The organism is Streptomyces sp. NPDC059256, assembly GCF_042753785.1.
In the GTDB taxonomy this organism is placed as follows: domain Bacteria; phylum Actinomycetota; class Actinomycetes; order Streptomycetales; family Streptomycetaceae; genus Streptomyces.
Window position 1 is genome coordinate 1,040,681 of record NZ_JBHYZO010000001.1, and the last position, 12,470, is coordinate 1,053,150.

Here is a 12,470-nt window from a genome sequence, read left to right on the forward strand (position 1 = left end):
CATGCCAGCAGGGCAGTCAGCCCTGCTCCCCTTCTGTGGCCATCGCCGCTCGGGTCAGCAGTAGGTCCCGTTCCCTCTCGTTGCGGGTCAGGGCAGCCGCGCGGTGGAACTCCTCCCGGGCCTCGGTGGAGCGGCCCAAGCGGGCCAGCAGGTCGCCCCGTACGCTCGGCAGGAGGTGGTACTCCTTCAGCGCGGGCTCGGTGGCGAGGGCGTCCACCAGGGCCAGGCCCGCTTCCGGGCCTTCGGCCATCGAGACGGCGACCGCCCTGTTCAACTCGACCACCGGGGACGGGACGAGCGCCGCAAGCTGCCCATAGAGCGTGGCGACCGTCGCCCAGTCCGTGTCCTCGTAGTGGATCGCCCGGGCGTGGCAGGCCGCGATGGCCGCCTGGAGCATGTACGGCCCCGGGGGCGCGCCCAGTGCACTGGCCCTGGCCAGGGCGGAGAAGCCACGGTGGATGAGCAGCCGGTCCCAGCGGGTGCGCACCTGGTCGGCGAGGAGGACCGGGGCACCGTCCGGGCCGACCCTCGCGCCCATCCGTGACGCCTGGATCTCCAATAGGGCGGCCAACCCGTGCACTTCTGGCTCCTGGGGCATCAGCCCCGCCAGCACACGGGCCAGCCGCAGGGCGTCCTCGGCGAGGGCAGGGCGTATCCAGTCGTCGCCTGTGGTGGCCGCGTAGCCCTCGTTGAAGATCAGGTAGATGACTTCCAGTACGGAACCGAGGCGGGCGTCACGGTCCGTCCCGTACGGCACCTCGAACGCGACGCCCTCCTTGGCCAGCGCTCGTTTGGCCCGGACGATGCGTTGGGCGACCGTCGGCTCGGAGGTGAGGAAGGCCCGGGCGATCTCCTCGGTGGTGAGCCCGCCGAGGAGTCTGAGGGTCAGTGCGATCCGGGCGTCCGTGGACAGGACCGGATGGCAGGCGGTGAAGATCAGCCGCAGGAGGTCGTCGTCGATGTCGCCCGGCCCTGACACCTCGGGCGGCGGTACGTCCTCCAGGCTGCGCCCGACCTCGGCCAGTTTGCGGGCGTAGTTCTCCTTGCGCCGGACGAGGTCGATCGCCCGGTGCTTGGCCGTGGCCATGAGCCAGGCGCCCGGGTTGTCCGGGACACCTGACTCGGGCCACTTCTCCAGCGCTGCGACCAGGGCGTCCTGGGCGATCTCCTCGGCGATGCCGACGTCCCGAACGATCCGGGCGACACCGGCGATGATTCGCGCCGACTCGATCCTGAACACCGCTTCCACCGCGCCCGTTACCGTCACCGCCTCATCACAACAGCAGCGGCAGGGACGGGCAAGCGCCGATGGATCAGTTCTCCGCGATCTGCCGGATCTCAGCGGTGACGGTCCACACGTCGTCATGGGTCTGGAGGAAACGCTTGGTCCACTCGATCGCCTCGGCCTTGTCCTTGGCCTGGATGATGGAGTAGCCGCCGACGACCTCCTTGCTCTCCGTGAAGGGGCCGTCGGTGTGGCTGAGCTTGCCACCGGACCAGGTGACCTTGGTGCCGTCGGCACTGGGGGTGAGCCCTGCGGTATCGAGCATGACTCCCGCCTTGGTGATCTCCTCCAGCAGCGCGCCCATGCGCTCCCCCATCTCCGGGCTGTGGCCCTCGGGCGGGATGTTGTTCTCGTCGATGCGGATCATCGTCAAAAAGCGCGGCATGGTGGCTCCTCGGTTCTTCCGGGTCGGCGACGGGGTCGTTTCCCCGCCGCTCACCCCTATGTCGAACGGGAGCCGGCAGGATCGACACCGCTCTTCAGAATTCTTCTGAATTCTTCTGAGCATCGTGCCGACCGGCCACCGGAGCCATCGGATCGCCGGCTTCCGGCACCGGGTCACGATGGACGACCGCGACCCGATCGGCCGCCGTGGGCATTTCGGCAGCCGTGGGAGCCGTGGGATCTTCGGTCCGAGCGGGTTGGTCGGTCGTCGCGGTGGGTCGGTCATGTGCCGGAAGCAGTGTCATCGCCGCCACACATGCCAGCACCATCAGTCCGGCGCACACCCAGTAGGCCGCTCGATAGCCCTCGGCGAGTGCCGCCGGCGTACTGCTTCCCGCGCTGATGGACGCGGCGACCGTCACCAAGATCGCCAACCCGAGCGAGCCACCGATCTGGCGGGAGCTGTTGAGCAGCCCCGACGCCATGCCCGCCTCCGACGGCACCACGTCCTTGGTGGCCGCCGTGCCCAGCGGGATGAAGCAGAGTCCGATGCCCACACTGCCCAGCAGCGACGGCCCGAGGATGGAGTACGCGAAGCTCCCGTCGGGGATGGCGGTGACGGCGAACAGCACTATCCCCGCCGCACCGAGGAGCCCGCCCGCCACCAGGAGCAGCCGGATGCCGACGATGGCGACCGCCTTGGTGCCTATCAGCGAGCCGGCCACCACACCCACGCAGAAGGGGAGGAACGCCGCGCCCGTCTTCGAGGCTTCGTACCCCAGCACCTGCTGCATGTAGAGGGAGCAGAAGTAGAAGGACGCGAACTGGGTGGAGCTGAGCAGCAGCGAGAAGAGGTTCGCTCCGAGGACGGGCCGGGCGGCCAGTAGTCCCAGTCGCAGCAGCGGCTCGCGCACCCGTCGTTCGACCAGGGCGAAGGCGATCAGCAGGGCGACCGAGGTGCCCAGGGTCAGCACGGTGGTGGGCGCGCCCCAGCCGTGTTGCTCGGTACGGGTGACGCCCAGCACCAGCAGGGACATGCCCCCGGTGACCAACAGCGCGCCCGCGACGTCGAGCCGGGGCGCGCTGGCGCGGTCGGGCGCGCCGGGCAGGGCGGCCCGGGCGACTCCGAAGAGCGCGAACACCACGATGGGCACGTTGACCAGCATCACGGCCCGCCAGCCGGCCGCATCCGTGAGGAGTCCGCCTGCCAGTACGCCGACGGCGCCGCCCGCCGCGCCCGCCATGCCCCACATGCCGAGCGCCTTGGAACGCGCGGGCCCCGCCGGGTAGGTGACGGTGATCAGGGTGAAGGCGCCGGGGGCCAGGGCGGCTGCGCCGATGCCCTGGGCCGCACGGGCGGCGATCAGTGCGCCGGGGGACTGGACGAGACCGCCGATCAGGCTCGCCCCGCCGAAGAGCACGAGTCCGGCGACGAGGATGCGGCGGCGACCCACGATGTCGGTCAGCCGACCGCCGAGCATCAGGAGGCCGCCGAAGGTGAGCGCATAGGCGCCGACGACCCATTGCAGGCCGTCGGGGGTGAAACCGAGGTCGTCGCGCATGTCGGGCAGCGCGACATTGACGACGGACATGTCCAGCGCCACCAGGAACTGCACGATGAGTGCCACGGTCAACACCCAGCGCGTGCTCTGCGCTTGGTCGTTCATGGGTTCCCCTTCCCGGGATGCCCTGGGCAGGACCGCACATTACTATACGCGTAAAGAAAATAGGAGCGGGAGACTACGCAGGTGGCAACGGAGAAGAAACCCGCAGACAGAACCGGCAAGAAGGCCGTGGGGCGACCACGTCGACTGGACCCCGAGACGATCATCGCCACCGCGCGCCGGATCATCGAGGAGGAAGGAGTCGCCGCCGTCTCGATGCGACGGGTGGCCAAGGAGGTCGGCAGCACGCCGATGGCGCTCTACCACTACGTCCGCGACAAGGACGAGTTGCTGATGCTCACGCTCTCGGGCGTAGCAGCCACCTTCCCCCGCCCCGCACTGCCGGCCGACCCCCGCCAGCGGCTGGTGGACACGAGCGTCCATATGCACGGGGTACTGGCGCAGTTGCCCTGGGTCCTGGAGATCCTGGCGCTGGGCGACCTCACCGACAAGGGCGCGCTCTGGATGGCCGAGGAGATCCTGGAGTCGTCAATCGCGTGCGGCCTCACCCCCGAGCAGGCCGTCCGTACGTACCGCACCATCTGGCACTTCGTTTACGGGAACCTCGTCTTCACCGCGGCCATCGCGCGACGGGAAGCGGAGCCCGAGCGACGGTGGAACTTCCCCGCGATGCTCACGGACGAGGACGCCAAGGAGCTACCTCGGCTGGTGGAGCTGGCTCCGCAGTGGAACAAGCTCGGGGAGTACGAGGTACGGGAGCAACTGGAGGCGATCATCGACGGGCTGCTGAGCCGGGCGCAGCGCACTCGAACTGATGGGCCGACGCATCCGCACCGGCTCGACTGACCGCCCCGTGCATCACCGCGGTCGGTCACCACGAACGGCGTCACACGAGGTCGACGGAGACCGATTCGAACCGCCAGCGGTGCACGGGCCTGGTGATCAGGTCCCCTGCCGGCTCCGGGAGCTCCGGGAGGGGCGCCGCCGCGTCAACGGCGTGCCACCAGGTGATCACCAGCACCCGGTCCTGGCCGGCCTTGAAGGACTCGCGCCGCAGCGGCTGCACCGGCAGTTCCTGGGCGCGGGCCCACTCCAGCAGCTCCGCACCGCGGTCGCGCACCGCCCGCGCCTCCCACATCAGAGCGACCACGGTCGACTTCGGGGCGGTCATGAGTACAGATTGTCCTTGCTGATCTCATGCACATGGTCGTGGTCATGTGCGTGGCCGTGATCATGTGCGTGGTTCTGGCCCGGGACATGGGTTTCGGTCACCGGCAGCGAGGAGTCAGCCGACAACTCCAGGTCCGACGGCGGCCGGTTGCGGGCGACCATCTCGGCGCCGAGGGCCGCCACCATCGCGCCGTTGTCCGTGCACAGCCCGGGTCGCGGCACCCTCAGTCGGATGCCGGCCCGCTCGCAGCGCTCCGCGGCCAGCGCACGCAGTCGGGAGTTCGCGGCCACCCCACCGCCGATCATCAGATGGTCCACGCCCTCGTCCACACAGGCACGCACCGCCTTGCGGGTCAGTACGTCGACGACGGCCTCCTGGAAGGACGCCGCGACATCGCGCACCGGCACCTCCTCGCCCGCCGCCCGCTTGGCCTCGATCCAACGCGCCACCGCCGTCTTCAGCCCGGAGAAGGAGAAGTCGTACGCGGCGTCGCGGGAGCCGGACAGCCCACGGGGGAAGGCGATGGCCCGGGGGTCTCCCTCCCTCGCCAGTCGGTCGATGACGGGGCCACCGGGGAAACCGAGGTCGAGAACACGGGCGATCTTGTCGAACGCCTCCCCGGCGGCGTCGTCGATGGTCGCGCCCAGCGGGCGGACATCGTTGGTGATGTCCGGTGCGAGCAGCAGCGAGGAGTGCCCGCCCGAGACGAGCAGCGCCATCGTCGGCTCGGGGAGCTTGCCGTGCTCCAACTGGTCGACGCAGATGTGGGACGCCAGGTGGTTCACGCCGTAGAGCGGTTTGCCGAGGGCGTACGCGTACGCCTTCGCCGCCGAGACTCCCACCAGCAGTGCGCCCGCGAGCCCGGGGCCGGCGGTCACCGCGATGCCGTCGAGGTCGCGGGGCGAGACCCCGGCGTCCTTCAGCGCACGCTCGATGGTGGGGACCATCGCCTCCAGATGTGCGCGGGAGGCGATCTCGGGCACCACACCGCCGAACCGGGCGTGGGTGTCCACGCTGGAGGCGACGGCGTCGGCGAGCAGTGTGGTGCCGCGGACGATCCCGACGCCGGTCTCGTCGCAGGACGTCTCGATGCCCAGTACGAGCGGTTCGTCAACCATCAGTGACCATTCCCTTGCAGATGGAGCCGCATGACGAGCGCATCGACATTGCCCGGCTTGTAGTAGCCGCGGCGGAATCCCACGGGTTCGAAGCCGAAGCGCTCGTACAGCTTCTGGGCCCTGGTGTTGTCCATCCGTACTTCGAGGAAGACCTCGTCGCACTCGAAGGCGGTGGCGTGGTGGAGCAGATCGGAGAGCAGCCGGGAGCCGAGTCCGGTTCCCTGCTCGGCGGGGGCGACGGCGATCGTCTGGACATCGCCGAGGCCGCCGACCGCAGCGAGCCCCGCGTATCCCACGATCTCACTTCCGCCGCTGTCCGCGCCCTTCTCGGCGACGACGTAGCGACGGGTGGCCTGGGGGCCGCGGGCGTGGGCCAACTCGGACCAGAACATCCCGGGCGACCAGGCGTCCTCGGGGAAGAGTCGCTGTTCGAGGTCGAGTACGGGGCCAAGGTCCCACCAGCGCATCTCGCGCAGTACGGGGTCCGATGCGGCGGTCACTTGGGGGTGACCACCTTGTAGTTCTTGGGCACCTGGGCGTCCGGTCGGCGCAGGTACAGCGGCTGCGGGGGGAGGAAGTCCATTTCCCGGGCGCCCCCGGCCAGTTTCCGCACGGCCAGGGAGGCGAGGGCACCGGCCGAGACATGCTCGGGGTCGCGGGCGTCCGGGAAGACCTCGGGGTAGAGCCGGGCGCCCGCTCCGACGGCCGGCAGGCCCGCGACCTGCTCGGCGATGTCGGCCGGTCGGTCCACCGCCGGTTCGCCGACCCGGTTGCCCGAGGCGTCGTAGCGGGCCCAGTACACCTCCTTGCGGCGGGCGTCCGTGGCGACCACGAAGGGTCCGTCGATGTCGCTGGCGTGGGCGAGGCCGTCGAGCGTGCACAGTCCGTAGACGGGTACGTCCAACGCCGAACCGAAGGTCGCGGCCGTCACCAGGCCGACCCGCAGCCCGGTGTACGGACCGGGCCCGACACCGGTGACGACGGCGGTGACGGCGTCGAGTTTCACCCCGGCCTCGGCGAGCACACGATCGATGGCGGGCAGCAGCAGTTCGCCGTGCCTGCGGGCGTCCACACGGCTGGACTCGGCAACGACGGACTCGCCGTCGTGCAGCGCGGCGGTGACGGCGGGAGTGGCGGTATCCACGGCAAGCAAGAGCACGCGAACAGCCTACGGCTCCCGCGCGGCAGGCACGGCGCCCCGCCCACGGCGGCCGGTGGCTGCTACCGTCGCCCCGAAGATGTTCATCCGAAGAACTGACACGACTTGGCGAGAGGTGGAGCACGGTGGCACGGAGCAGCTCGGGACTGGTGGCCGGGCTCACGGCAGCAGCCCTGACCGCCGTCTGCTTCCTCGCCTACCAGGCGTCGGCGAGCGCCCCGGACGACCTCAGCAAGCCGCGCTCCCCCAGCGCGCTGCCCAGTGCCGAGAACCCGCAGCAGCAGCAGCGGAAGGACCCACTGGCCCTACCGGTGAACTCGGGATCCGGGCTGCGGGTGGTGTATGCCCTCAGCGAGCGTCGGGTCTGGCTGGTGACGGCGGGGAACAAGGTCAGCACGACGTTCGCGGTGATGCCGTCGCCCGTCAATCCGCCGCCCGGCGCGTACGCGGTCACTTCCCGGTCGGGACAGGTTGACGGATCGGACGGGACGGCGATCGAGCACGTGGTGCGGTTCGCGAACGTCAATGACGTACCGATCGGTTTCAGTGCGGCGGTGAGCGGGGCGATGACTCCACCCGACCCGTCGAAGAAGACCGGTGGCGTACGCATGAAGAGGGCGGACGGTGACGCCATGTGGCGCTTCGCCACCATCGGCACCAAGATCATCGTCGTCCCCTAGCCAGCCGACGAACCTCACGCTGAGCCACTCGATCGGTGGGACGGATCGCCGCGGGGTACGACTACGCGGCGTCGCGGCGCTCGCTCCGGTTGACGATCGCAGGACCGGAGGCGTCCGCCTCGCGCGGCGGGGTGGAGATCGCCCTGGCCGCGGCGCACGAAGCCAAGAGCTGCCCCATCGACACCCCAGCCGGCGCCGACTGCCGGATCGACGTGGGCCGACCGGGCATGGCGGACGAGGACGAGGGCTCGGCGGTGGGCTGCTGCGATGGCTCGGACTCACGCGGATACGCCGGCATGGTGCCTCCTGGATCGCCGGGGGCAGACTGGTTAGGCAAACCTAACCATGTCTCCGTGCCATGTGACCACGCTCGGCACGGCATGCGCAATATTTTGCCGACGTCTTGTCGGAATATCCACCGAACGGCCATTGAGCCCAAGAATCCGTCGACACGGCGATGGTCAGACGACCACGGAACGTAATCGCCATGGTCGAGTCAGACAGCGCGCCTCGGTCGGGTCAGGCCGCGCCGAGATCCACTGCGGACCAGCGCCGCCCGTACCCCGTCAAGGTCACCTGGCGCCGATCGTCCTCCGTGTCGCCGACGACCCGGTGGATCACCACATGGAGCCGATCGTCCGAAAGGTCCTCGACCTTTCCGTCACCCCACTCGACGACCACCACCGACTCCGGCAGCGAGACATCGAGATCCAGATCCTCCATCTCGTCCAACCCCCCGCCCAGCCGATAGGCGTCCACGTGCACCAGGGCGGGGCCACCGGTCAGCGACGGATGGACCCGAGCGATGACGAAGGTCGGCGAGGTCACCGCTCCCCGCACCCCCAGGCCCTCCCCCAGCCCCCTGGTGAGAGTCGTCTTGCCCGCGCCCAGCTCGCCGGTGAGCATCACCAGATCACCCGGACGCAGTACTTTCGCCAGCCGCCGCCCGAGGTCCTGCATCTGCTCCGGGGAATCGACGGCGATCCGTGCGACGGCGGTCTCGGCCGCCGTGCTCTGCGGTGCTTCCATGCCGCCCAACGTTAGCCGCTGCCGGCACCGCTGGCTTCGGCCGTCTCGGGCACCGCACCCACCCGCGCCAAGAGGTCAGCCAACCGGTCGGTGACGGCCTCCGGGTGCTCCAGCATCACCAGATGGCCCCCGTCCGGGACGATCACCAACTCCGCGCCCGGCAGCAGATCGGCGATCGCCTCGCTGTGGCCGCTCGGGGTGACCAGATCCCGGTCACCGGCCAGCACCAGGACCGGCACATCGGCGAAGGCCGGGAGTGCGCCCGCCTTGTCGTGCTCGTCGAAGGCCGGATAGAACTCGGCGACCACGTCGATCGGCGTGGACTCGATCATCCGTTCGGCGAACCGGGCCACTGCCGGGTCGACGTCGCGGGACGAGAACGAATACTTCTTGATCAGACCGGCGAAGAGGTCCGCGGTCGCCCCGCGGGCGCGCTCCACCAGCTCCGCCTGTGAACCGAGGGCCCGGAGCACTCCCGGCAGCACCCGTCGCACCGCGTTGACGCCGGCGACCGGAAGACCGTAGTTGACCTCGCCCAGCCGACCGCTCGACGTGCCGATGAAGGCCGCACCGACGACCCGGTCCCGAATCAGCTCCGGGAACTGGTCGGCCAACGCCATCACGGTCATCCCGCCCATCGAATGCCCCACCAGCACCAACGGGCCCTCGGGGACCGCCGCATCGATGACCGCCTTGAGATCACGGCCGAGCTGATCGATGGAGACCGGCGTGCGATCGGGGCCCGACTGCGCCGTGCCCCGGGCCGAACGGCCGTGGCTGCGCTGATCCCAATGGACCGTACGGACCAGACCGCGCAGAGCCGCCCGCTGGAAGTGCCAGGAGTCCTGGTTGAGGCAGTAGCCATGGCTGAAGACGACCGTGACCGGCGCGGGAGACCTACGGCCGAAGATCCGGCGCCGGCGCTGACCGGCGGCGTCCGGGTCAAGGTCGTCCGTCTCGTAGTACAGCTGAGTACCGTCGTCGGCGATCGCCCGGCCCGGAGTGCCACGCAGGGCGCCGTACGGGCCCGAGGCGTCCAAGGCCAACCGGGCCTTCTTGCGCATCCCGCGCCCCACGGTGAGCCGCTCGATCGCCACACCCGCCGCGGCACCCGCGGCGATCACCCCTATCGCCGCACCGGCGATCCCCGCCCGGCGCCAGTGGCCCGACGCGGCAGCGCCCGCCGCAGCCACGACCGCATCGCCCGTGCTGGTCTCGCTCACCGTGCCGTACCCCTCTTCGACCTACGGAACGTCGGTACCGACGTCTTGGTGCAGATACACGCGCGGAACCCTCGCCCCGATCCGGGTGACGATCTCGTACGCGATGGTGTCCGCTGCCTGCGCCCAGTCCTCGGCCGACGGCTCCCCGCGATCACCCGGACCGAACAGCACCGCATCGGCCCCCTCCTGGATCTTGTGCCCACGCCCCTCGTCGCCCACGCCCCCGGCCGGGCCGAGATCCACCACGAACTGGTCCATCGCGATCCGCCCCGCCGCCCGGTGCCACTCACCACCGACCAACACCGGGCCACGGCCCGATGCATGGCGCGGAATGCCATCCCCGTAGCCGAGGGGAATCAGCCCCAGTTCCGTTTCGCGCGCAGTGACGTAGTGGTGGCCGTAGCTCACCCCATGGCCCGCGGGGACCTGCTTGACCAGCGCGACCGAAGCGGCCAAGGTCATCACCGGCCGCAGCCCCAGAGCCTCGTGCGTCCCCAACTCGGGCGCCGGAGACACCCCGTACATCGCGATCCCCGTCCGTACGAGATCGAAGTGCGACTCGGGGAGCGTGAGGGTTGCCGGGGAGTTCGCGATATGCCTGACCTCGGGCTCGACACCCGCCTTCTCGGCGTACGCGACGAGTTCCCGGAACACGTCCAACTGGGCCGCGATCGAGGGGTGGCCAGGCTCGTCGGCGCACGCGAAGTGCGACCACAGACCAGTGACCTTGGCCGTGCCTTCGCTCTCGGCGACCAGCGCCGCGGCGACCAGTTCCGGCCAGTCCGCAGGCTGGCAGCCATTGCGGCCGAGGCCGGTATCGGCCTTCAACTGGATACGGGCGGGCCGCCCGACCTCACGGGCCGCAGCGGTGACCTCCGCCAGCGCCCACAGCCCGCTGATCGACATGTCGAGATCCGCCTCGATGCCCTCGCGCCACGGATCACCCGGAGTCCACAGCCAACACATGATCCGCCCCGGCAGACCGGCGGCCCGCAGGGCAAGGGCTTCATGGGGGGTCGCCGTCCCCGTCCAACTGGCACCGGCCTCCCGCGCCGCAAGAGCACACGGGAGAGCACCATGCCCGTACCCGTCCGATTTCACGACAGCCATCAAGGCGGCCCGGGGCGCACGCGCCCGCAGCGAACGCACATTGGCCCGCAGAGCCGCGAGATCGATCTCGGCCCGGGCACGGGGGCGGGGGGTGGCAGGGGAAGGCGGTGGTGTCTGGGTCATCGGCTCCAGTCTCTCAGAGGGGGGTGGTTTGGTGCGGGGGTGGCTGTTTTCGGGTGGGGCCTGTGCGTGGGTTTCCGCCCCGGGGGAGCGGAGGGTTCCGTCCTCAAACGCCGGACGGGCTGAGCTGGGGCCAGAGCCGCGGGTCCTGGCTGCTTCCGGGTCAGGCCCGCGCCTGGGTTTCCGCCCTGGGGGGTGGAGGGTTCCGTCCTCAAACGCCGGACAGGCTGAGCTGGGGCCAGAGCCGCGGGCCCTAGCTGCTTCCGCGCGAAGCCCGCGCTGGGTTTCCACCCCGGGGGGCGGAGGCTTCCGTCCTCAAGCGCCGGACGGGCTGGGTGTTTCCGGGTGGAGCGTGTGTTGTGGGGCTGCTCTGTGGGGGTGCGGGTCTTGGGGGTCCGGGTGCGGGTCTTAGTTTGGTTCGGCTTGTGGGGGTGCTTTCGGGCGTGACTCCTCAGCGCCGGCGGCCAGCGGCTGATCCGTAGGTGACAGCTCTGAAGCCGCCGACGCTTCCGGGGACACCCCCTGCGCGCCCCCAGAACATCAACCAGGTCCGCCTGCCCCCGGCCCATCCAGAAGTCGGCCTCAGGACGGGCGCCCAGTGGCGCTGCTCGCCCCCGGCTCCATCCACGGGTTAGAGGGTTGGGCTCAGGGGTGGAGAGCGCCCGATACCGCAACTGGCGCTGCTTACCCCTGGCCCCGTCCATGAGCTGAGCCATGGGTAGGGAGGGAGTGTGCCCTTGGGCCGTGGATCAGGCTCGGGATCGAGCAGGGGGTGGAAGTTTTCGTCGGGCCGTGGAGCAGGCTTCGGCCCCGGGTGAGGAGCGTTTACGGACCCATGGGGGGCCAGGGTGGAGCGGGCCCGCATGCCCGGTAGGCAAGGCTGCGGTCCCCATGAGCTGAGGGCGGATGCAGCAATCCACCCGGTCCCGCCCTACAAGTAAAGACAATCCCTCCACATTTGATTCGTGGAGACCGGTACATCGAAGATCGGAGATCAGAAGTGTGAGGGGTGGATACACATCACCACACCGCTCCGAGCTCACCCCCGATAGATACATCGCACCGCCTCACAGTCAGCTCATGAGGCAAGGCGGGGCACAGAAGACCAGCCGAAATGGACCTTCCGGAATGGTGGGGTCCCAGTGATGGGCGCCATGGCCCCCATCCCCCGTACACCCTCCGCCCACGTATGCACACGAGTCGGAGACTCATGGACACCTGGCGGCGACCAATGCACTGCGGACGCGCCCCTCTACCACTTCCCACTTCCCCGGGATTCGGGCCCATGGCCAACTGACGCCCCGTCCTGAGCTCAGCTCATGGACGGGGCCAGGGGCAAGCAGAGCCAGTTGCGGTACTGGGGGCGCGTCCGGAGCCCGACCCTATGGAGGGAGCAGGGGCCAAGCAGAGCCAGATACTCCATCAAGCACCCGCGCTAAGGCCGACTTGCGGATGGGCTAGGGGCAAGCGGACCTGGTTGCGGTATTGGGGGCGCGCAGGGGGTGTCCCCGGAAGCGTCGGCGGCTTCAGAGCCGCCATATACGGATCAGCAGCTGGCCGCCGGCG

At 69.8% G+C, this 12,470-nt stretch carries 13 protein-coding genes; 2 read left to right on the forward strand and 11 right to left on the reverse strand.

From position 1 onward, the window contains the following. Positions 1–16: 16 nt before the first annotated feature. The 3 genes from ACFXJL_RS04460 to ACFXJL_RS04470 form a co-directional block, all read right to left on the reverse strand. The gene (locus ACFXJL_RS04460) at positions 17–1,267 is read right to left on the reverse strand and encodes an RNA polymerase sigma factor (RefSeq protein WP_384631734.1); all 1,251 of its coding nucleotides are present in this window, start codon (positions 1,265–1,267) and stop codon (positions 17–19) included. A gap of 46 nt (positions 1,268–1,313) precedes the next feature. Beyond that, positions 1,314–1,670: a YciI family protein gene (locus ACFXJL_RS04465; protein ID WP_384689065.1), complete on the reverse strand. Its 357-nt coding sequence runs from the start codon at positions 1,668–1,670 to the stop codon at positions 1,314–1,316. A 94-nt stretch (positions 1,671–1,764) separates the two neighbouring features. Further along, on the reverse strand, positions 1,765–3,336 hold the full coding sequence (locus tag ACFXJL_RS04470; protein ID WP_384689068.1) for an MFS transporter: 1,572 nt from the start codon (positions 3,334–3,336) through the stop codon (positions 1,765–1,767). An 81-nt stretch (positions 3,337–3,417) separates the two neighbouring features. On the opposite strand from ACFXJL_RS04470, the gene ACFXJL_RS04475 reads away from it, so the two are divergent. Further along, on the forward strand, positions 3,418–4,140 hold the full coding sequence (locus tag ACFXJL_RS04475) for a helix-turn-helix domain-containing protein (RefSeq protein ID WP_358876456.1): 723 nt from the start codon (positions 3,418–3,420) through the stop codon (positions 4,138–4,140). 40 nt (positions 4,141–4,180) lie between these two features. Here ACFXJL_RS04475 and ACFXJL_RS04480 read toward each other — a convergent pair whose 3' ends face one another. From ACFXJL_RS04480 to tsaB, 4 genes are read right to left on the reverse strand one after another with little or no spacing between them, the layout of a single operon-like run. After that, a complete protein-coding gene (locus ACFXJL_RS04480; protein WP_384631738.1) occupies positions 4,181–4,465 on the reverse strand; it encodes a hypothetical protein in 285 nt (94 codons plus the stop codon). Next, a complete protein-coding gene (gene tsaD / locus ACFXJL_RS04485) occupies positions 4,462–5,583 on the reverse strand; it encodes a tRNA (adenosine(37)-N6)-threonylcarbamoyltransferase complex transferase subunit TsaD (protein WP_384631740.1) in 1,122 nt (373 codons plus the stop codon). Before tsaD ends, ACFXJL_RS04480 begins: the two co-directional genes overlap by 4 nt. Further along, positions 5,583–6,050 (reverse strand): ribosomal protein S18-alanine N-acetyltransferase, encoded by a 468-nt coding sequence (gene rimI / locus ACFXJL_RS04490; protein ID WP_384689181.1) that lies wholly within the window; start codon positions 6,048–6,050, stop codon positions 5,583–5,585. The genes tsaD and rimI overlap by 1 nt, the downstream gene beginning before the upstream one ends. A 29-nt stretch (positions 6,051–6,079) precedes the next feature. Beyond that, the gene (gene tsaB / locus ACFXJL_RS04495; RefSeq protein WP_358876459.1) at positions 6,080–6,742 is read right to left on the reverse strand and encodes a tRNA (adenosine(37)-N6)-threonylcarbamoyltransferase complex dimerization subunit type 1 TsaB; all 663 of its coding nucleotides are present in this window, start codon (positions 6,740–6,742) and stop codon (positions 6,080–6,082) included. Between the two features lie 125 nt (positions 6,743–6,867). On the opposite strand from tsaB, the gene ACFXJL_RS04500 reads away from it, so the two are divergent. After that, entirely contained in the window at positions 6,868–7,422 is a 555-nt protein-coding gene (locus ACFXJL_RS04500) for a L,D-transpeptidase (RefSeq protein ID WP_384689073.1), read from the forward strand. A gap of 61 nt (positions 7,423–7,483) precedes the next feature. Here the strand turns inward: ACFXJL_RS04500 and ACFXJL_RS04505 are convergent, their stop codons facing one another. The 4 genes from ACFXJL_RS04505 to alr form a co-directional block, all read right to left on the reverse strand. After that, positions 7,484–7,720, reverse strand: coding sequence for a hypothetical protein (locus tag ACFXJL_RS04505; RefSeq protein ID WP_384631744.1), 237 nt, complete (start codon positions 7,718–7,720; stop codon positions 7,484–7,486). A 221-nt stretch (positions 7,721–7,941) separates the two neighbouring features. Beyond that, positions 7,942–8,451, reverse strand: a complete 510-nt coding sequence (gene tsaE / locus ACFXJL_RS04510; RefSeq protein ID WP_384631746.1) for a tRNA (adenosine(37)-N6)-threonylcarbamoyltransferase complex ATPase subunit type 1 TsaE — start codon at positions 8,449–8,451, stop codon at positions 7,942–7,944. A gap of 11 nt (positions 8,452–8,462) precedes the next feature. Next, positions 8,463–9,674: an alpha/beta hydrolase gene (locus ACFXJL_RS04515; RefSeq protein WP_358876462.1), complete on the reverse strand. Its 1,212-nt coding sequence runs from the start codon at positions 9,672–9,674 to the stop codon at positions 8,463–8,465. A gap of 21 nt (positions 9,675–9,695) precedes the next feature. Then, the gene (gene alr, locus ACFXJL_RS04520) at positions 9,696–10,907 is read right to left on the reverse strand and encodes an alanine racemase (RefSeq protein ID WP_358876463.1); all 1,212 of its coding nucleotides are present in this window, start codon (positions 10,905–10,907) and stop codon (positions 9,696–9,698) included. Between the last annotated feature and the right edge of the window lie 1,563 nt (positions 10,908–12,470).

Excerpts from the sequence above, each read along its gene's own strand:
- ACFXJL_RS04465 (WP_384689065.1), bottom strand. The coding sequence starts at position 1,670 with ATGCCGCGCTTTTTGACGATGATCCGCATCGACGAGAACAACATCCCG.
- ACFXJL_RS04505 (WP_384631744.1), bottom strand. The coding sequence starts at position 7,720 with ATGCCGGCGTATCCGCGTGAGTCCGAGCCATCGCAGCAGCCCACCGCC.
- rimI (WP_384689181.1), bottom strand. The coding sequence starts at position 6,050 with ATGCGCTGGTGGGACCTTGGCCCCGTACTCGACCTCGAACAGCGACTC.
- tsaD (WP_384631740.1), bottom strand. The coding sequence starts at position 5,583 with ATGGTTGACGAACCGCTCGTACTGGGCATCGAGACGTCCTGCGACGAG.
- tsaE (WP_384631746.1), bottom strand. The coding sequence starts at position 8,451 with ATGGAAGCACCGCAGAGCACGGCGGCCGAGACCGCCGTCGCACGGATC.
- ACFXJL_RS04480 (WP_384631738.1), bottom strand. The coding sequence starts at position 4,465 with ATGACCGCCCCGAAGTCGACCGTGGTCGCTCTGATGTGGGAGGCGCGG.
- ACFXJL_RS04470 (WP_384689068.1), bottom strand. The coding sequence starts at position 3,336 with ATGAACGACCAAGCGCAGAGCACGCGCTGGGTGTTGACCGTGGCACTC.
- alr (WP_358876463.1), bottom strand. The coding sequence starts at position 10,907 with ATGACCCAGACACCACCGCCTTCCCCTGCCACCCCCCGCCCCCGTGCC.